Here is an 18,048-nt window from a genome sequence, read left to right on the forward strand (position 1 = left end):
AATTACTATATGATCAGATTACCCTATACAATTATTGTATAAATAATATCTAACGCTGGGAACACTATGCTTTTGCCCTTTCATCGACAACAGCTGTTGCGAATCACACTGGTGCCCCTCACCCTACTGCTGGCCAGTGTGGCGATTGCCCAATCGGCGCCCTCGGTCATCGGCACACGGGCGGTGCTAACCACCTGGTCGGATCCAATTGAAGCGTTAGGGACGCTTAGCGCGGATGAGAGCGTCACGCTATCCGCCACCGTCACGGAAATCGTGGCCGATATCAATTTCCGCGACGGCGAGCAGGTCGAAGAGGGGCAACTGCTGATTCGCCTGGAGGATGGCGAAGAACAGGCGCAACTAAGAGCCTCTCAGGCACTTCGCGAAGAACGCCGCAACGCCTCAAATCGCGCTTCGCAGCTTCAAGAGCGCAACCTGGCGGCCCGCGCCGACGTGGAAGATAGCCAGTCGCGTTTACGCCAAGCAGACGCAGACATTCAAGCCATTGAAGCTCAGCTGGCCAACTACCAAATAAAAGCCCCCTTCAGCGGCCGTGTTGGATTCCGCAATATCAGCATTGGCGCCCTGGTCACCCCAGGAATGGAGCTGGTGACGCTGGATAAACTGGACGTGATGCAGCTCGACTTCAGCGTGCCTGAGATGTATCTCGGCCGGCTGACGCCTGGGCTAACGCTGAACACCACCACGGCTGCCTACTTCGATGAGGTGTTTAGCGGCGAAATTGCCACCCTCGGCACGCGCATCGACCCTATAACGCGCAGCGTAAGCGTCCGCGCTGAACTCGATAATGCCGATGGGCGCCTGCGCCCCGGCATGCTAATGGAAGTGACCATTCAGCAGCGTGTACGCGACACTATTGTAATTCCCGAAGCGGCGATTGAGCCCAGCGGAGATCGTCACTTTGTGATGCTGATTAAACAGAGCGACGAAACCACCCGATTAGCTCAGCAAGAGGTCGAGATCGGCGAACGACGCCAGGGTGACGTGGAAATTGTCGAGGGACTCGCGGCGGGCGATTTAGTTGTTTTTCACGGCCTGCAGCTGGCCCGGGATGGCCTAGCAGTCAGGTTAATCGGCATTGCCGACGACGAAACCGATATCCGCGCGTTACTGGAGGCTGACCGCTAATGCGCTTATCGGATATCTCCGTTCAGCGCCCGGTGCTGGCGATGGTCATCGCGGCGCTGATTATTGCCTTTGGCCTACTGGCGCTCAATCGTCTGCCGCTGCAAGAGTACCCCACCATCGACCCGCCGGTGGTCACCATCGATACCCGCTATCCCGGCGCCTCGGCTAGCGTGGTGGAAACGCGCATTACCCAAGTATTAGAAGACCGGATTGCGGGCGTTGAAGGCATAGAGCTGATCACCTCAGAAAGCGAAGACGGCCGTTCTCAAATTGAGATCGAGTTTGGCATTGATAGCGATATCAACGCCGCCGCCAACGATATTCGCGATCGTATTGCCGGGGCGCTGCGCAACCTGCCCGACGACGCTGACAACCCCGAGGTGACCAAAGCCGATAGCAGTGGAGAAGTGGTCGTGTGGCTAAGCCTTTCTGGCGAAGACTACTCAATCACCGAACTGACCGACTACGCTAATCGCTTTCTGGTCGACAGCCTTTCCGTTCAGCCTGGCGTTGCTCGAGTGCGTGTCGGCGGCGGTAGCGACTATGCCATGCGCGTCTGGCTGGACCGCAATGCAATGGCCGCCCGCGGACTCACCGTCAGCGATATAGAAGCGGCACTACGCGCCGAGAACGTGGAACTCCCGGCGGGGTCGCTTGAGTCCGAAGATCGTCAGTTCATTGTGCGCCTGCCCCGTAGCTTTGCCAGTGCCGAAGATTTTCAACGCTTGGCGCTGAACCCGCCCGCCCTCAATCAGGGCGACAGCGGCTATCTGGTACGCCTTGCCGATGTGGCACGGGTAGAAGTCGGCGCGGTAGAGGATCGCTCGGTCTTTCGTTCTAACGGCATGCCCATGGTTGGCCTGGGCATGATCATGCAGTCGACAGCCAATGTGATCGAGCTTTCCGATGCCGTACAGGTAGAGCTTGAACGCCTGCAGGGCACTCTGCCCGACGGCATGTCCTTGAGCCTGAACTACGACGCCTCACTGTTTGTCGCTGGCGCCATTAAGCAGGTCGTTATGACACTGTTTATCGCCATGGGCTTGGTCGTGGTGGTGATCTTTATGTTCCTGGGTAATTTGCGTACCACTCTGGTACCCGCGGTGACCGTACCGATTGCGGTTATTGGCGCTTTTACTGCCCTGGCGGTGATGAATTTTTCGATCAACCTGTTAACGCTGTTAGCGCTGGTACTCGCTATTGGTCTGATCGTCGATGACGCCATCGTGGTACTGGAAAACATTAACCGACGCATGCACGACTACGGCGAAACCCCGCTCGTTGCGGCTTTTCGCGGTACCCGACAGATCGCCTTTGCAGTCATCGCCACCACCCTGGTGTTGGTGGCAGTCTTTGTGCCACTCAGCATGCTGCAAGGCGATATTGGCCGACTGTTTTCCGAGTTCGCACTGACCATGGCCGCTGCGGTCGTGGTTTCGACCCTGCTGGCGCTGACGCTCACGCCCATGATGGCCTCGAAAATCCTTAAGCCGGGCATGCACGACAGCCGCATTGGCAACGCCGTGCAGTGGTTGCTCGGCGGTACTCAGCGCCGCTATCAGGCGTCGCTAGAGTGGATGCTTAAACTGCGCTGGCTCGTCGTCGCTCTGTTTGCGTTGCTAATTGCCGCCACCGCCTGGCTGGCCACGGCGCTGCCCACCGAATACACCCCGCAGGAGGATCGCGGCAACTTTATCGTGTTAGTGAATGGCCCTGAAGGTGCCACCTTCGACTACATGATGGACTATATGGATGAGATCGAAGCGCGCATGACACCACTGGTGGAAAGCGGCGAGTTAGAGCGCGTGGTGGTTCGCGCCCCGCGTGGCTACGGCAACATTGAAAACTTTAACAGCGGCTTTATTATCGTCAATATGGCCGACTGGGGCAGCCGCCGCAGTGCTTGGGAGATTATATCGGAGGTGCGTCAAAGCTTAAGTACCCTGCCAGGCGTGCAGGCCTTCCCTGTAATGCGCCAAGGCTTTGGTCAACGCACCCAAAAACCGCTGCAGTTTGTGCTGGGGGGCGGCACTTACCAGCAAATTGCCCAGTGGCGCGACACCTTGATTGATCATGTGCGCGCCAACAACCCCCGCTTGATGGCGCTGGAGAGCAACTACAACGAAACCCAGCCGCAGTTGCGGGTAGACATCAACTATGAGCGCGCCGCTTCGCTAGGCGTGACTGTGACAGAAATTGGCCGTACGCTCGAAGTTCTGTTAGGCGGCCGCAACGTCACCCGCTATGTGGACGACGGCGAAGAATACGATGTGATTTTAGAAGGTGACCGGAGCCGCCAGAATAGCCCACGGGCGCTGGATAACATTCAGGTGCGCTCAGCACGTAGCGGGGAATTGATTCCTCTGGCAAGCCTGGTCACCCTTTCCGACTTTGCCGGTGCCAGCACCCTGAACCGCTTTGACCGCATACGGGCGATTACCATTGAAGCCAACCTGGCAGATGACTACCCGCTTGGTGAAGCGTTGGCATATTTAGAACAGATAGCCGCCGACCTGTTACCCGAAGAGGCGCAAACCAATGTGGCGGGTGCCTCGCGGGACTTCCAACAGGCCAGCGGCGCCACCGCGTTTCTGCTGATTCTCGGCGCGCTGGTGGTCTTTTTGGTTTTGGCGGCGCAGTTTGAGAGCCTGATTCACCCCTTTGTGATCATGCTGACAGTGCCGTTAGCCATGAGTGGCGCCCTGCTTGCGCTGTTGCTAAGCGGTCAATCGCTGAATATCTACAGCCAAGTTGGCTTGGTGCTGCTGATTGGCCTAGCGGCGAAAAACGGCATTCTGATTGTCGAGTTTGCCAACCAACTACGCGACGAGGGTAAAGCGTTTCGAACGGCGTTGATTGAAGCCTCGGTGACGCGCCTGCGTCCTATCTTGATGACCGCGGTGACAACGATGGCGGGCGCTATTCCGTTGATCGTCTCGACAGGGCCAGGGGCTGAGTCGCGCCTGGTCATCGGCACCGTGATTATGGCGGGGGTAGGCTCGGCAACGCTGTTTACGCTGTTTGTGGTGCCTGTGGCTTACGACTTGCTGGCGCGCCACACCGGCTCGCCTGGGGCGGTCAAGCAACAGCTGGAAGAGGAAATAGCCAACGCACCAAGCGGCGCCTCAGACGTTTAACCACGGCAATGCCTGAACCCAACTAGCAAGGCCGCCCCGGCGAGGGCGGCCTTGCAGTGCTTACTTGCTTACTTGCTTGCTTACTTACTCGCATTCGCCGAGGTATTCACCCTCGATGACGGTGTTCATATTCAGTTCGCCAATGGGTGACTGGGTAAGGATATCCACGCTGCCTTCAATGCGCTCGCCCATAAAACGCATTTCGCCGTCGATAGTCGCCTCGCCACCCTCGGCGCGGCATACCATGCTGTAGCTTAGGCCGTCCGCGTTCATGTCCTGGTCAAGCAACTCGCAGCCTTCTTCTTCCTCAATGAAGCCAAATTCACTTCCATCAAGCTCTTCCTGAGTAATGCATTGACGCTCGGTTTCGGTTTGATCCGGAATTTCCATTTCGCCGCTGACGCTGGTTTTACTCACGAACTCCCACTCACCAGCGGCCACATTGGGGGTTTCAGCCAACGCGACCATCGGAAAGGCCACCAGGGCCGCTACTGCCATGTTACGTAACATCATCGCTACTCTCACTGCGTTGCTTTAGGAATTTTAGCGCCTGGATATCCTACCTGATTCAATCCCACGATGCCCTACCCGACGGCGACACTGCTACACTGAGGGGGTAACAAACCGATTCAGCGCACCCGCAATACAAGGTAGCCAACAATGCAAGATGACGCCCTGGTCAACTATGACTTTCACTGCCCTTACTGCGATTCGCCGCTGACTTTTCTGATCGACACGTCTCAGGGCAGCCACGACACCTGGGAAGATTGCCATCAGTGCTGCGCACCCATCCAGCTACAAATTATCATCTCGCCCATCACCGGCGAGCTTGAGAGCGTGGTGGCTGGACGCGACGACGACGTTTTATAGCTTGAATTAGTCGTCATGCAGGGCGGCTTCCTGTAGGGCGGCCCCCCGCTTCGTTTCGCTGCGGCGCATAAAAAACCAAGCCAATAACGTCGCCAGCGACACCGTCAGGATAATCAAGGTGGCCAGCGCATTGATCTTCGGCGACACGCCCATGCGCACCGACGAAAACACCACCATCGGCAGCGTATTGGCCCCTGGCCCTGAGACAAAGCTGGCTATTACCAGGTCATCCAGGGAAAGCGTAAACGCCAACAGCCAACCGGCGACCAGCGCGGGGGTAATAATGGGTAGCGTAATGGAGAAGAAGGTTTTCAACGGCGGCGAGCCCAAATCCATCGCCGCCTCTTCAATCGAGTGGTCCACTTCTCGTAGACGCGCAGCCACCACCACCGCCACATAGGCACTGCAAAAAGTGGTGTGGGCAATCCAGATCGTCGCCATGCCCCGGTCGGCAGGCCAACCGGTTATCTGCGCCATTTGTACAAACAGCAACAGCAGCGAGAGGCCCGTTATGACTTCGGGCATCACCAGCGGCGCCGTCACCATACTCGAAAGCGCCGTTTTGCCACGGAAATGGCCGAAGCGGGTCATCACAAAGGCGGCCACGGTGCCCAAGCACACCGCCATGCTGGCCGCGAAAAACGCGATGCGCAGGCTCGTCCATACCGCGGAGAGTATCTGCTGGTCGCGAAACAGTTCGCCGTACCACTGAGTGGAAAACCCCGCCCACACCGTGACCAGTTTTGAGGCGTTAAACGAATACACCACCAGCACCACCATCGGCAGGTAGAGAAACAGCAGGCCCAGCACCAGCATGACCGTGGAGAAGTTAAATCGCCGCAGGGTACGCATCATTTAGCCCTCATGACTTAGCCCTCATCACTCTGGCCTCACTATTCAAGTTCGCGGGACTGGTAGCGATGGAACCAGACAATCGGCACCAGTAACAGCAGCAGCATCACCATCGCCAGCGCGGACGCCACGGGCCAGTCGCGATTGAGGAAAAACTCCTCCCACAGCACCTTGCCGATCATGAGCGTATCGGGGCCGCCAAGCAGTTCAGGAATCACAAATTCGCCTACCGCCGGGATAAACACCAGCATCGAACCCGCCACAATACCGCCCATGGAAAGCGGTAAAGTGACTTTGATAAAGGTATTGAGTTTACGCGAGCCAAGATCCGACGCGGCTTCTAACAGCGAGTTGTCCATGCGTGTTAAGTGGGCATACAGGGGCAGCACCATAAACGGCAAATAGGCGTAGACAATGCCAATAGTCACCGCAAACTGGGTGTTCATCATGCGCAGCGGTGTATCAATCAGACCCAGCCCTATCAATAGGTTATTGATTAACCCGTTGTTACTGAGAATCCCCATCCAGGCGTAGACGCGAATCAAAAACGACGTCCACGACGGCAGCATCACCAGCAGCAGTAATAGCAGCTGCCAGCGCGCTGACGCCCGGGCCATGGCATAAGCCATCGGGTAGCCCAGTAGCAAACAGGCTGCTGTGGCGATAAACGCGGTTTTTACCGACCCCCAGTAGGCGGCGATATACAGCGAATCTGAAAGCAGAAAGAGATAGTTGCCCAGATTAAGAAAGACATGCAGCGTTTGGTCGGCGTACTCAAGCAGCGGGCCATAAGGCGGAATGGCAATCGCCGCCTCGGACAAACTGATTTTGAGCACCAGCGCAAAGGGCAGTAAAAAGAACAGCGTTAGCCACACAAGCGGTAACGCGATCACGGCCCGGCGCCCTAACTGCCAACGCTTGAGCATTGTTGCAGGACGTGCTGACAAACGAGATGGCTTCATTTAAGGCAGTCTCCGGTACAAAGCCCGTACATCAACGGTTTAAAACAATGGTGCTGTGGTCTTCCCAGTAGACATACACACTGTCTTCCCAGGTAGGCCGATCACCGCGCCGCTTGGTATTGGCCATACTGACCTTGATGATCTGACCCGAGGGCGTGCGCACGTAGTAAAGTGAGAACCCCCCTAGGTAGGCGATATCATCGACCTTACCTTCCGCCCAGTTATACTCAGCGGTGGGTTTTTCCCGGGTTAGCCAAATCTTCTCTGGCCGAAGGGCCACCCAAACGCGTCGATTCGTCGCCTGGGTCGTAATACCGTGGTCAATGTAGATAGGTCGCTCAAGCGCGGGCGCGACGATGCGGCAATGGTCGGCAGCATCGTCGACAATCTCGCCTTCGAACAAATTCACCGTGCCGACGAATTCCGCCACCATGCGGCTGACCGGGCTTTCATAAATATCCACCGGTGAACCCACCTGCTCAATCCAGCCGTCGGCCATGATCGCCACACGGTCGGCCATGGTCATGGCCTCTTCCTGATCGTGGGTCACCATTATGCAGGTCACGCCGACCTGCTCGATGATTTCGACCACCTCCAACTGCATTTCAGTGCGCAGTTTTTTATCCAGCGCGCCCATGGGCTCGTCTAGCAGCAGCAGTTTGGGACGTTTGGCCAGCGAGCGGGCCAGCGCCACCCGCTGGCGTTGACCACCGGACAGCTGGTGCGGTTTGCGCCTGGCAAAGCGCTCCATATGCACCAGCTTGAGCATTTGGGTCACGCGGGCATCGACATCGGCCTTAGGCAGTTTGTCCTGCTTTAAACCAAAGGCAATATTCTGGGCCACCGTCATATGCGGAAACAGCGCGTAGGACTGGAACATCATATTGATGGGCCGCTTGTGCGGAGGCATCGCGGTGATGTTGTCACCGTCTAATAAAATGCTGCCCTCAGACGGCGTTTCAAACCCCGCCAACATACGCAGCAGGGTTGATTTGCCCGACCCGGACCCCCCTAAAAGCGCGAAAATTTCGCCGCGCTTAACCTGCAAGTTGACATCATCCACCGCCAGCGCATCGTCAAACCGTTTGCTTAAGCGCTTCACTTCCAGCACTACATCCTCAGCAAACCGCGGGGTTTTACCCTGGGGCCGCGAGGAAGGGACAGCTGGCGAAGCAGATGAAGACGCGTTCGACAGGGGCGTAGTGACCATTCGCCACTCCCATCAAAAGGCCCGGAACGCCGGGCATTGAAAAAACATGAAGCGAGCCGGTGAGAAAGTGTTGGGCTCGCTGTCGGGTAAGTATCTGCTTAACGGCCGGATTTTACGCGGTTCCAAATACGTGTACGGGCGCGCAATACATCTTGAGGCTTTTCAGCCTGGACGTATAGGTTTTGCATGACCTCGGTTTCCGGGTAGATCGCCGGATCGTTAAGAATTTCGTCAGAAAGATACTCATTAGCCGCCGCGTTGGGGTTGGCGTACCGCACGTACTCGGTAATTTCAGCGGCGATTTCCGGGTCGAGGATAAAGTTGATAAACGCATGGGCGTTTTCAGTATTCGGCGCATCAGCGGGAACCGCCATCATATCAAACCAGAGGGCCGCACCTTCTTTGGGAATGCTGTAACCGATACTGAAATCACGCCCCGCTTCTTCGGTACGCTCGGCGGCTTGGAACACATCCCCCGAGTAACCAGCGGCCACGCAGATATTACCGTTGGCGAGGTCGGACACATAGCGCGAGGAGTGGAAGTAGGTCATATCGTCGCGAACATCGGCAAGCAGTTCACCAGCGGCTTCCAGGTCGTCAATACGTTCACTCTGCGGGTTTAAGCCTAAATACGCCATGGCGGGCGAGAGCATCTCATCACCGGAGTCCAACATCGACAAGCCACAGCCCGCTTCGCTTAATGCCGCGGTGATTTCAGGGTCAAACAGCAGCGCCCAGCTATCCACTGGCGCGTCGTCCCCCAAAATTTCTGTCACACGGTCAATGTTATAACCGATTCCGTTGGTCCCCCACATATAGGGCACCGAGTACTCACTGCCTTCGTCAATGGCTTCCAAATTATCCATCAGGTCGGGATTAAGGTTATCTAAATTAGGCAGTAACTCATGATTGAGCGGCTGATAAACACCGGCTTTTAATTGACGGGTAAAATAGTAGGTAGAGGGCACCACCACATCGTAGCCGGAACGCCCGGCAAGTAGCGCCGCATCAAGAATCTCATTGCTGTCATAAACGTCGTAGGTCACGTCAATGCCGGTTCGCTCGGTGAACTTTTCCAGCGTTTCCGGGGCAATGTAGTCTGACCAGTTATACACCCGCACCTCTTCTTGGGCGTGGGCAGCGCTAGCCGCTGCGACAAACGAAATGGCCGCAACGGCCGCGGAAAGTTTGTGGATGTTCCCCATTCGATGACTCCTATCGTCTTCACTGTTTTGCGTTATGTGCGTTTGCGTTATGTACCGCCGGTTGCTTGCGAGCCAACGGCTAACATCAGCTTAGGTTATATGACTGAGCGTGCGAATTTTGCGGTGCCGCACGCCCTACCGCAAGGCACTTTAAGAAAAACGTGCATTTCGCCCTTCCGACGCCATGACACCGGCGGAAAAAACCACTCATTAGCTAATATATAAATACTATTGATTCGATGGCTTTTTTTAATTTTAGACATTAGTCGCTAGCCATTAGTCTTATTCTGGTTTATATACCCTTCACCCATGACAACTGGAGATTAGTCTTATGTCCTTGATCAACACTGAAGTAAAGCCGTTTAAAGCGACGGCTTACCTGAATGGCGAATTCGTCGATGTGACTGAAGCGGACATGCAAGGCCAGTGGTCTATTTTCTTCTTCTACCCGGCTGACTTTACCTTTGTCTGCCCTACCGAACTTGGCGATTTGGCTGACTACTATGCCGAGTTCAAAAAGCTGGGCGTTGAAATTTACAGTGTTTCTACCGACACCCACTTTACCCACAAAGCGTGGCACGACAGCTCTGAGACCATCGGCAAACTGCAGTACCCGATGATTGCTGATCCGACGTTGCGTATTTCCCGCAATTTCGAAGTTTTGATCGAAGATGCCGGTCTTGCTGAGCGCGGCACTTTCGTTGTCGATCCCGATGGCAAGATCCAAATTGTGGAAATCAACGCGGGCAACATTGGCCGTAACGCCGAAGAGCTGCTGCGTAAAGTCAAAGCTGCACAATACGTTCGTGAAAACCCCAACGAAGTGTGCCCGGCTAAATGGAAAGAAGGCGAAGAAACACTCGCGCCTTCACTGGACCTGGTCGGCAAAATCTAAATAGCCCACGGCTGCCAAACGGATATTTTTTAACTCTGTTGCCCCTCTTGGCAGCGCGACACCCGGGCACCCGCTCGGGTGTCTTGTTTTAAGCGCACGGTTTTACTGTGCGCCCTGTGACCCAACACCGACATGCTAATTACCAGGAGGCGACTGTCATGCTGGACGCCAATTTAAAATCTCAGTTAAAAACCTACCTAGAAAAAGTGACGCAGCCGTTCGAGATCGTTGCCTCCCTTGATGACGGTGCCAAGTCACAAGAACTTTTCGGCCTGCTGGAAGAAATCAGCAGCCTAAGCGACAAAATCACCCTGCACAGCGACGGTCAAGCGTCGCGTAAACCGTCGTTTGCAATCAACCGCCCCGGCGAAGACACCGGCGTGGTGTTTGCGGGCATCCCCATGGGCCACGAATTTACCTCGCTGGTGCTGGCGTTGCTGCAAGTTGGCGGCCATCCGCCTAAAACGTCTGAGGAAGTGCTTGATCAAATTAGAGCCCTCGACGGTGAGATGCTGTTTGAGACCTACTACTCGCTGTCGTGCCAGAACTGCCCTGACGTGGTTCAAGCGCTTAACTTGATGGCTATCTTCAACCCGAAGGTGCGCCATGTGGCCATTGACGGCGCGCTGTTTCAGGATGAAGTGGAAGCCCGTGAAATCATGTCGGTGCCGAGTATCTACCTAAACGGCAAGCCGTTTGACCAGGGCCGCATGACGCTTGAACAGATTCTTGGCAAGGTTGACACTGGCGCCGCCGAGCGCGAGGCCAAAAAGCTAAGCGAAAAAGCCGCTTTCGATACGCTTGTGATTGGCGGTGGCCCGGCAGGCGCGGCGGCGGCTATTTACTCGGCGCGCAAAGGGATTAATACCGGCCTTGCCGCTGGGCGCTTTGGCGGACAGGTAGCGGACACCATGGGGATTGAAAACTTTATCTCCGTCTCGCACACCGAAGGCCCCAAGATGGTCAGCGCGCTCGAAGAGCACGTGAAAGAGTACGAGGTCGATGTAATGAATTTACAAACCGCCACTGTGTTTAAAGCGGCGGACCCGGACGGCGGGCTTCATGAAATAGCGTTTGAATCAGGCGCTACGCTTAAAAGCAAGACATTGGTACTGGCGACGGGCGCCCGTTGGCGCGAGATGAATGTGCCCGGCGAACAAGCGTATCGCAACAAAGGCGTTGCCTATTGCCCCCACTGCGATGGGCCGCTGTACAAAGGCAAACGCGTGGCCGTCATTGGTGGCGGCAACTCCGGCGTTGAAGCGGCTATCGACCTGGCGGGTATAGTGAGCCATGTAACGCTGGTGGAGTTTATGGGTGAAATGCGTGCTGACGCCGTGCTGCAGAAAAAGCTAAAGAGCCTGCCGAATGTCGATATTATTCTGAATGCGCAGTCGACTGAAGTCACCGGCGACGGCAGCCGTGTTAATGGTTTGAATTATATCGACCGCACTAGCGATGAGCATAAAGCCATCGCGCTGGAAGGTATTTTTGTTCAGATTGGCCTGGTGCCCAATACCGAGTGGCTCAAAGGCTCCCCGATTGAGATGACGCCACGCGGTGAAATTATTGTCGATGCCCATGGCATGACCTCAGTGCCCGGGGTATTCGCCGCAGGCGATGTGACCACCGTGCCCTACAAACAGATCGTTATTGCCATGGGCGAAGGTGCCAAGGCATCGCTGGGCGCTTTTGACTACTTAATTCGTAATTAAATTAAGCCCATATAAAAGCCCGCTGGTCAGCGGGCTTTTTTGGCTTTTCGACTTCCGCGAAGCATTTTAAGACTGAGGCGGGGTTTCTCCCAGCACCTCGGGGATGGTCGTTTTCACATAGCGCCCAGGCGCCGGCTCAATGACCTTGAGCTCGCCGTCGCCAGGTTGGCGCGCGGGTACCATCTTGTCGTTATCGGCATAGCCGTTTTCGGTCATCCAGGCCTGCCAATGGGGCCACCAGGAACCTTCGTTCAATGTCGCGCTTTCCAGCCACTCTTCGTGGGTTTCCGGCAGTGCGTCGTTGGTCCAGTAGCCATACTTGTTCTTATGCGGTGGATTGACAATACCCGCAATATGCCCCGAACCGCCAAGCACAAAGGTGGCCGGCCCCTTGGGAAGCAAGGCACCATAGTAAGTACTGTTCCACCTGGCGATATGGTCTTCTTTGGTGGACACAAAGTAGCTAGGCGTAGACACCTTGCGCAGATCAATTTTCACGCCATCCAGTTCAATACCACCAGGCTCAACCAAGCGGTTCTCCAGGTACATGTGGCGCAGGTACCACGCATGCGTCCCGGCCGGTAGGTTGGTGCCATCGGTATTCCAGTAAAGCAGATCAAAGGCGGCAGGGGTTTCACCCTTCAAGTAGTTATTAATGTAGAAGGACCAAAACAAATCGTTCTCACGCAGCAAACTGAAGGTATAGGCCATTGAGCGACCATCCAGATAGCCCTTCGCTTCTAGCGTTTGCTCAATCCCCTCAACTACACGCTCATTCAGAAACACACCGATCTCGCCAGGATCGCGGAAATCCTGCAACGTGGCCATGTAGGTCACAGACTTCACTTTGCGGCCACGGCGAGTGCTGGTGAGGTACGCCACCGTGGAAGCGGCTAATGTGCCCCCGACGCAGTAACTATGTAAATTAACCGATTTCTCGCCACAGGCCTGTTCAATAGCCTCCATCGCGCTAATAGGGCCCATCTGCATGTAGTCGGCCCAGTTGATCTCGCGCTGTTCCGGGCCAGGATTGCGCCAGGAGATCAGAAACACCGTATGGCCCTGTGCCACTAGCCACTTAACCATGGAGTTTTCTTCACGCAGATCAAGAATGTAATATTTATTGATCCACGGCGGCACCATCAGCAAGGGTGTTTTAAAGGTCTTTTCGGTTGTCGGCGTGTACTGAATTAGCTGAATCAATTCGTTTTCATACACCACCGCACCGGGAGTCACGGCAATGTTGTCGCCCACGCCAAAGGCGGTACGGTCGGTCATACGAACGTTAATGCCTTCGGCAGAGTTATCTAAATCTTCGCGCAGGCGCTCCAGTCCATCCACCAGGTTCTGGCCACGGGTTTCAATGGTGCGGCGCATCACTTCAGGATTGGTGGTTATAAAGTTGGTCGGCGCCATTGCATTGACTAACTGGCGCGCATAAAACGCTAAATTGCGTTTATGGGTGTCATCCAAACCGGTTAAGTTGTCGACGAGTTCTTCGACCATCTGCGAGAACAGTAAATACTGTTGCATGATGGCCATGTAATAAGGGTCTTGGGTCCAGGCCTCGTCTTTAAAACGACGATCATTTTTGTCGGGGGTGATCAACGGCGTTACAGGTTCCCCCGCCATGGCACGCATGCCCTGCTGCCATAAAAGCCACTGCTCCTGAAGCAGGCGGGCCTGGGTTTCCCACAGTAGGGTAGGGTTTTGCATCAGCGACTGCGCGGCCGCTTCAAAGCTTTCGCGCATATCGCTGTAGACAGAATCGGCGGCTTCGCTTGGCGCGATACGGGAAAGGAGTTCCTGCATCAACCCCTGGTACTGTTCGCCAATCTCTTTAAGCTGGCTGCTCCAGGCTTCGACTTCCGATTGGGATAAGCCCTCAGGCAGCTCTTGAGAAAAGCCTTGAGTAAACCCTTGAGACAAACCTTCATATAACCCAGACATTTGCTTAAATGGATTTTGCCACGCTGACTGCATACTGATTCTCCCTACGCCTATGGTAGGCGGACCGAACTCTCTGGCCTAGGATGCAATGATCCAGGTTATTGTAGTCGACACTACAAATGCGTCGCGGCGCCCAAGGCACCGCGACGATACCACCTATCAGCTTTTACGCGACGACTGGCTGGAGGCTTTGGCAGGTTGCTCACCTTTCGTCGCCGCTTTGGCTTGCTCGGACATTTGCTGCCCGGCTTCGCTGAACATCTTTTCCATTTCAGATTTAAACTGCAGGCTCATCTCGCTCATCACCCGCGCGTCTTCTTGCATCTGCTGGGAAAGCTCATTCATCATTTCAGCTTGCTTGGTGCCGAAATCACGCAGGCTTTCTGCGTCTTCAATCTCAGTGGCGCTACGCATGCGCTCAGTGCCCATTTGGCTGTAGCGCTTCATGGCTTCCAACTGATAGTGGGTCATTTTTTCCATGTTATTGAGCATCAGCGAATTCATTTTACGCATCGGCTCGAACATCTGCTTCGTTTGGGCGTTAAAGGCGTCCATCATATTGTCTTGCATGGTGTCTGCTCCTGTTTAGTTCCTTGGCATGAGCCTTAGGCTTTACACAAAATTACCTGGAGTGACTCATCGCGTTTCATGATATAGCGTTGCTTTGCGTTGCTGCACTGCAAAAAGAGTAATCGCTAGCATGCTGCCTTGCAACATCGCTGAGATAGCGTCCTTACTCTCCCTACCCTTTTGCCCGTGAGCGGGAGGAGGAAGCGGCCGCTTTGGCCCTAGAGCTCCTCGCGCTAGATGGTTCTTTGCTCGATGACTCCTTACTGGATGACTCTTTAGCCGATGATTCTTTAGCCGATGACTCTTGACTTGAAGAAGCCTGATTCGACGTATCTTGGTTCGATGAACGTTGACTCGACGTACCTTGATTCGCTTCGTTATCTTTATCATCCGCTGAGCCGCTGGTGCTACCAGCTTGACGCAACATATCCAGCATCATCTGCTGATAGGTGCCGAAATTGGCCAGCCCCTGGGAAAGCCCCTGCTGCATCATCGGCTGCTGTAGATAAGGGCGCATCAAACTCATCGGGTCGTAGCCCTCAACCCCAGACTCCATTTGCCGTTGGATATTTTCCAGTAGATTTTTCTGGAAAACTTCCACATCCGGCAGGCCCAGCGATTGACGAAACTCATCCGGGGTGAGGTCAAACTCAACGTTGATTTTCATAGCCAGCTCCTGCTTTTACATTGTTTTAATTGAGTGTAGCAGCGAACAGCCAACCTCACCGCATTGCATTATCGCTGAGTTAAACGCGGCGTCTCAACGCGGACCTCACCATTTTGCCCGCGCTGGCGGAGCCAGTGATCCAACAGCGTTATCGCCATCATCGCCTCGGCGATGGGCGTTGCACGAATACCCACACAGGGGTCGTGACGCCCTTTGGTAATCACCTCGACCGCTTGACCATGAACGTCAATCGAACGCCCCGGCGTGGTAATGCTTGAGGTCGGTTTAAGCGCCAAACGCGCCACTATCGGCTGGCCGCTGGAAATCCCCCCCAGCACGCCGCCTGCATGGTTGGAGAGAAAGCCGTCAGGCGTCATCTCGTCGCGGTGCTCGCTGCCGCGCTGGGCAACGCTGTCGAAACCAGCGCCAATGGCTATCCCTTTTACCGCATTGATACTCATCAAACCATGCGCTAGATCAGCATCCAGGCGATCAAACACCGGCTCGCCCAGCCCGACCGGTACGCCTTCCGCTACCACGGTAATTTCCGCGCCGACCGAATCCTGGTCACGGCGCAGCTGGTCCATATAGGCTTCCAGCTCGGCGACTTTTTCAGGGTCAGGGCAGAAAAAGGCATTTTGATCAATTGACGCCCACTGTTTAAAGTCAATCTTGATAGGGCCTAACTGGCTCATATAGCCACGGATTTGTACGCCCTGGGCGGCCAAATATTTTTTGGCAATGGCCCCGGCGGCCACCCGCATGGCGGTTTCACGGGCGCTGGAACGACCGCCGCCGCGGTAGTCACGGTGGCCATATTTATGGTGGTAGGTGTAATCCGCGTGGGCGGGCCGAAACTGGTCTTTGATTTTAGAGTAATCATTGGAACGCTGGTCGGTGTTCTCAATCAACAAACCAATCGAGGTGCCGGTCGTTTTGCCCTCAAACACACCCGAGAGAATACGCACCTGATCGGGCTCTTTGCGCTGGGTGGTATGCCGTGAACTGCCCGGCCTACGACGATCCAGGTCGTGCTGTAGGTCGGCTTCGCTCAGGGGCAGCCCCGGCGGGCAGCCATCAACGATGGCCCCAAGCGCAGGGCCATGGCTCTCACCAAAGGTGGTGACGGTAAATAATTTGCCAAAGGTATTGCCAGACATGGCGGTTAGTTCCTCACACGAAAGACGCCGCATGGGCGTCGAGTTCAGCGGCGCTCAAGGCAAACACGCCCTGGCCGCCACGCTCGAATTCAAGCCATAGGAAAGGGACATTAGGGAATGCCGCTTCCACATGGCGATCGGAATTGCCGACCTCGACAATCAGCCAGCCCTCATCGGTTAAGTGTTCCCGCGCTTCACGCAGTATTCGCCGTACAATATCGAGACCATCGCTGCCTGCGCCCAGCGCTAACGAAGGCTCATGGCGGTATTCGGCAGGCATGGTAGCCAGGTCGCGGGCGTCCACGTAGGGTGGGTTGGCGACAATTAAATCAAAACGCTGACCTTCCAGCCCATTGAAGACATCCGACGCCACCGCGCGAACGCGGTCGCCGACATCGTGACGGGTAATATTTTGCCGGGCCACGGCCAGTGCATCCTGACTAATATCGGCCAGCGCTACTTCGCAGGTGGGCAGATAGAGCGCGGTCGCAATGCCGATACAGCCCGAGCCCGTGCATAAATCCAGCACCTTAGCGGGCGGCTCTTCCGGAAACCAGGCGGCAAAGCCATCCTCTATCAATTCGGCAATCGGCGAGCGCGGAATCAGCACGCGCTCATCGACACTAAACGGGTGGCCGGCAAAGAAGCTTTCACCGAGTAAATACGGCAGTGGGCGGCGCGTGGCAATTCGTTCCCGCGTCAGGCTGATGATACGCTGACGTTCAATCGGCAGCAGTCGCGCCTCCATCACGCCAGGGTCAACATTCCACGGCAGATGCAGCGCGCCCAAGCAGAGCGCTACCGCCTCATCCCATGCCGAATCGGTACCATGGCCATAATGCAGGCCAGCCAGATAAAACTCGCTGGAGACCCAGCGCAAGTAGTCGCGCAGCGTCAACAGATCGCTCACCAGCGCCGAATCTGGTAGGGAAAGCGTTGAGTGAGAATGCTCAGCGTTAAGATGCGTGGTCACAGCGACTCCTGGTTAACGATAATTATGGATGCGGCAAACAAGCAGCACCCACCTAATGAATAAAGATTGTACCTTTCACGCTGCCCGGTTCACAGCAACGCTCAGCCCGCTATACTGTACGCCTTTGCTTGATTCACCTTTTCTGCCACCTGAGCCTGCCATGACGCGACGCCGCCACCTACCCAACGATGACGATATCAGCACCTTCCGCGACGCGTTAAAAGCGGCGGGTGTGCGGCCTATCGCCTCTAACCAAGCGGACCCCGGCAAGCCTAAACGCGACGATCAGGCTCACCAGGCTCGGCGTACCGCTGCGGTAGAAAACACGACGACCCAGGCCAGTGGGCGCACCTCGGATGGCCGTGTTGAGGCAGTGCGCCCGTCTGAGTACCTAGAGTTTAGCGTGCCGGATCTGCCCTGGCGCGCCTTCAGTCAGTTAAAGCGTGGTCAAACCGCGTGGCAGGCAGGTCTTGATTTGCATGGCCATACGCTGGAAGAGGCGCGCGTTGAGCTGGAAAGTTTTCTGAGCGATTCGGCCAGCCAGGGCCTGCGCTGCGTACTCGTGGTGCACGGCAAGGCGTGGGGAACCACCTCAGATTTTCCGGTGCTCAAAAGCCATACCAACACCTGGCTGCGCGAGTGGCCGGGAGTACTGGCCTTCTGCTCGGCGATCGATATCGACGGCGGCACCGGGGCGGTCTATATATTGCTGCGCAAGCGGGGCCAGTAGCGC

The 18,048-nt window shown here is 55.7% G+C and carries 16 protein-coding genes; 6 read left to right on the forward strand and 10 right to left on the reverse strand.

The window, feature by feature from the left end:
* Positions 1-66 precede the first annotated feature (66 nt).
* Both HVA01_RS12670 and HVA01_RS12675 read left to right on the forward strand, forming a co-directional pair.
* Positions 67-1,149, forward strand: a complete 1,083-nt coding sequence (locus HVA01_RS12670) for an efflux RND transporter periplasmic adaptor subunit (RefSeq protein WP_146875770.1) — start codon at positions 67-69, stop codon at positions 1,147-1,149.
* A complete protein-coding gene (locus tag HVA01_RS12675; protein WP_146875771.1) occupies positions 1,149-4,286 on the forward strand; it encodes an efflux RND transporter permease subunit in 3,138 nt (1,045 codons plus the stop codon). The genes HVA01_RS12670 and HVA01_RS12675 overlap by 1 nt, the downstream gene beginning before the upstream one ends.
* An 84-nt stretch (positions 4,287-4,370) precedes the next feature.
* On the opposite strand, the gene HVA01_RS12680 is transcribed toward HVA01_RS12675, so the two are convergent.
* Positions 4,371-4,799, reverse strand: coding sequence for a DUF3617 domain-containing protein (locus HVA01_RS12680; protein ID WP_146875772.1), 429 nt, complete (start codon positions 4,797-4,799; stop codon positions 4,371-4,373).
* Positions 4,800-4,946: 147 nt separating this feature from the next.
* Between HVA01_RS12680 and HVA01_RS12685 the strand changes: the two genes are divergently transcribed.
* Positions 4,947-5,156 (forward strand): zinc ribbon domain-containing protein, encoded by a 210-nt coding sequence (locus tag HVA01_RS12685; RefSeq protein WP_146875773.1) that lies wholly within the window; start codon positions 4,947-4,949, stop codon positions 5,154-5,156.
* 6 nt (positions 5,157-5,162) lie between these two features.
* Here HVA01_RS12685 and HVA01_RS12690 read toward each other — a convergent pair whose 3' ends face one another.
* The 4 genes from HVA01_RS12690 to HVA01_RS12705 form a co-directional block, all read right to left on the reverse strand.
* The gene (locus tag HVA01_RS12690) at positions 5,163-6,011 is read right to left on the reverse strand and encodes an ABC transporter permease subunit (protein WP_174787781.1); all 849 of its coding nucleotides are present in this window, start codon (positions 6,009-6,011) and stop codon (positions 5,163-5,165) included.
* Positions 6,012-6,049: 38 nt separating this feature from the next.
* Positions 6,050-6,970, reverse strand: coding sequence for an ABC transporter permease subunit (locus HVA01_RS12695; protein WP_146875774.1), 921 nt, complete (start codon positions 6,968-6,970; stop codon positions 6,050-6,052).
* 31 nt (positions 6,971-7,001) lie between these two features.
* Complete coding sequence (locus HVA01_RS12700) at positions 7,002-8,180, reverse strand: ABC transporter ATP-binding protein (RefSeq protein ID WP_146875775.1); 1,179 nt, start codon at positions 8,178-8,180, stop codon at positions 7,002-7,004.
* Positions 8,181-8,278: 98 nt separating this feature from the next.
* The gene (locus HVA01_RS12705) at positions 8,279-9,385 is read right to left on the reverse strand and encodes a polyamine ABC transporter substrate-binding protein (RefSeq protein WP_146875776.1); all 1,107 of its coding nucleotides are present in this window, start codon (positions 9,383-9,385) and stop codon (positions 8,279-8,281) included.
* 331 nt (positions 9,386-9,716) lie between these two features.
* On the opposite strand from HVA01_RS12705, the gene ahpC reads away from it, so the two are divergent.
* Positions 9,717-10,280 carry an alkyl hydroperoxide reductase subunit C gene (gene ahpC / locus HVA01_RS12710; RefSeq protein ID WP_146875777.1) on the forward strand — a complete coding sequence of 188 codons (564 nt, stop codon included), beginning with the start codon at positions 9,717-9,719 and terminating at the stop codon, positions 10,278-10,280.
* A gap of 158 nt (positions 10,281-10,438) precedes the next feature.
* Entirely contained in the window at positions 10,439-11,995 is a 1,557-nt protein-coding gene (gene ahpF, locus HVA01_RS12715) for an alkyl hydroperoxide reductase subunit F (RefSeq protein WP_146875778.1), read from the forward strand.
* Between the two features lie 66 nt (positions 11,996-12,061).
* Here ahpF and phaC read toward each other — a convergent pair whose 3' ends face one another.
* From phaC to prmB, 5 genes are all read right to left on the reverse strand, one after another.
* Positions 12,062-13,978 carry a class I poly(R)-hydroxyalkanoic acid synthase gene (gene phaC / locus HVA01_RS12720; RefSeq protein WP_146875779.1) on the reverse strand — a complete coding sequence of 639 codons (1,917 nt, stop codon included), beginning with the start codon at positions 13,976-13,978 and terminating at the stop codon, positions 12,062-12,064.
* Between the two features lie 126 nt (positions 13,979-14,104).
* On the reverse strand, positions 14,105-14,515 hold the full coding sequence (locus HVA01_RS12725; RefSeq protein WP_146875780.1) for a phasin family protein: 411 nt from the start codon (positions 14,513-14,515) through the stop codon (positions 14,105-14,107).
* A gap of 172 nt (positions 14,516-14,687) precedes the next feature.
* Positions 14,688-15,182: a hypothetical protein gene (locus HVA01_RS12730; protein WP_146875781.1), complete on the reverse strand. Its 495-nt coding sequence runs from the start codon at positions 15,180-15,182 to the stop codon at positions 14,688-14,690.
* A gap of 68 nt (positions 15,183-15,250) precedes the next feature.
* Entirely contained in the window at positions 15,251-16,342 is a 1,092-nt protein-coding gene (gene aroC / locus HVA01_RS12735; RefSeq protein WP_146875782.1) for a chorismate synthase, read from the reverse strand.
* Between the two features lie 13 nt (positions 16,343-16,355).
* Positions 16,356-17,315, reverse strand: a complete 960-nt coding sequence (prmB, locus tag HVA01_RS12740) for a 50S ribosomal protein L3 N(5)-glutamine methyltransferase (protein ID WP_146875783.1) — start codon at positions 17,313-17,315, stop codon at positions 16,356-16,358.
* 160 nt (positions 17,316-17,475) lie between these two features.
* Between prmB and HVA01_RS12745 the strand changes: the two genes are divergently transcribed.
* Entirely contained in the window at positions 17,476-18,045 is a 570-nt protein-coding gene (locus HVA01_RS12745) for a Smr/MutS family protein (protein WP_146875784.1), read from the forward strand.
* Positions 18,046-18,048: the final 3 nt, after the last annotated feature.

Source organism: Halovibrio variabilis (assembly GCF_007991175.1).
In the GTDB taxonomy this organism is placed as follows: domain Bacteria; phylum Pseudomonadota; class Gammaproteobacteria; order Pseudomonadales; family Halomonadaceae; genus Vreelandella; species Vreelandella variabilis.

What these genes read in the sequence shown, in the direction of transcription:
- HVA01_RS12705 (WP_146875776.1), bottom strand. Translation starts at nt 9,385, where the DNA reads ATGGGGAACATCCACAAACTTTCCGCGGCCGTTGCGGCCATTTCGTTT.
- HVA01_RS12695 (WP_146875774.1), bottom strand. Translation starts at nt 6,970, where the DNA reads ATGAAGCCATCTCGTTTGTCAGCACGTCCTGCAACAATGCTCAAGCGT.
- phaC (WP_146875779.1), bottom strand. Translation starts at nt 13,978, where the DNA reads ATGCAGTCAGCGTGGCAAAATCCATTTAAGCAAATGTCTGGGTTATAT.
- aroC (WP_146875782.1), bottom strand. Translation starts at nt 16,342, where the DNA reads ATGTCTGGCAATACCTTTGGCAAATTATTTACCGTCACCACCTTTGGT.
- HVA01_RS12675 (WP_146875771.1), top strand. Translation starts at nt 1,149, where the DNA reads ATGCGCTTATCGGATATCTCCGTTCAGCGCCCGGTGCTGGCGATGGTC.
- HVA01_RS12670 (WP_146875770.1), top strand. Translation starts at nt 67, where the DNA reads ATGCTTTTGCCCTTTCATCGACAACAGCTGTTGCGAATCACACTGGTG.
- HVA01_RS12700 (WP_146875775.1), bottom strand. Translation starts at nt 8,180, where the DNA reads ATGGTCACTACGCCCCTGTCGAACGCGTCTTCATCTGCTTCGCCAGCT.
- HVA01_RS12730 (WP_146875781.1), bottom strand. Translation starts at nt 15,182, where the DNA reads ATGAAAATCAACGTTGAGTTTGACCTCACCCCGGATGAGTTTCGTCAA.
- HVA01_RS12690 (WP_174787781.1), bottom strand. Translation starts at nt 6,011, where the DNA reads ATGATGCGTACCCTGCGGCGATTTAACTTCTCCACGGTCATGCTGGTG.
- HVA01_RS12685 (WP_146875773.1), top strand. Translation starts at nt 4,947, where the DNA reads ATGCAAGATGACGCCCTGGTCAACTATGACTTTCACTGCCCTTACTGC.
- ahpC (WP_146875777.1), top strand. Translation starts at nt 9,717, where the DNA reads ATGTCCTTGATCAACACTGAAGTAAAGCCGTTTAAAGCGACGGCTTAC.
- HVA01_RS12745 (WP_146875784.1), top strand. Translation starts at nt 17,476, where the DNA reads ATGACGCGACGCCGCCACCTACCCAACGATGACGATATCAGCACCTTC.
- HVA01_RS12725 (WP_146875780.1), bottom strand. Translation starts at nt 14,515, where the DNA reads ATGCAAGACAATATGATGGACGCCTTTAACGCCCAAACGAAGCAGATG.
- HVA01_RS12680 (WP_146875772.1), bottom strand. Translation starts at nt 4,799, where the DNA reads ATGATGTTACGTAACATGGCAGTAGCGGCCCTGGTGGCCTTTCCGATG.
- ahpF (WP_146875778.1), top strand. Translation starts at nt 10,439, where the DNA reads ATGCTGGACGCCAATTTAAAATCTCAGTTAAAAACCTACCTAGAAAAA.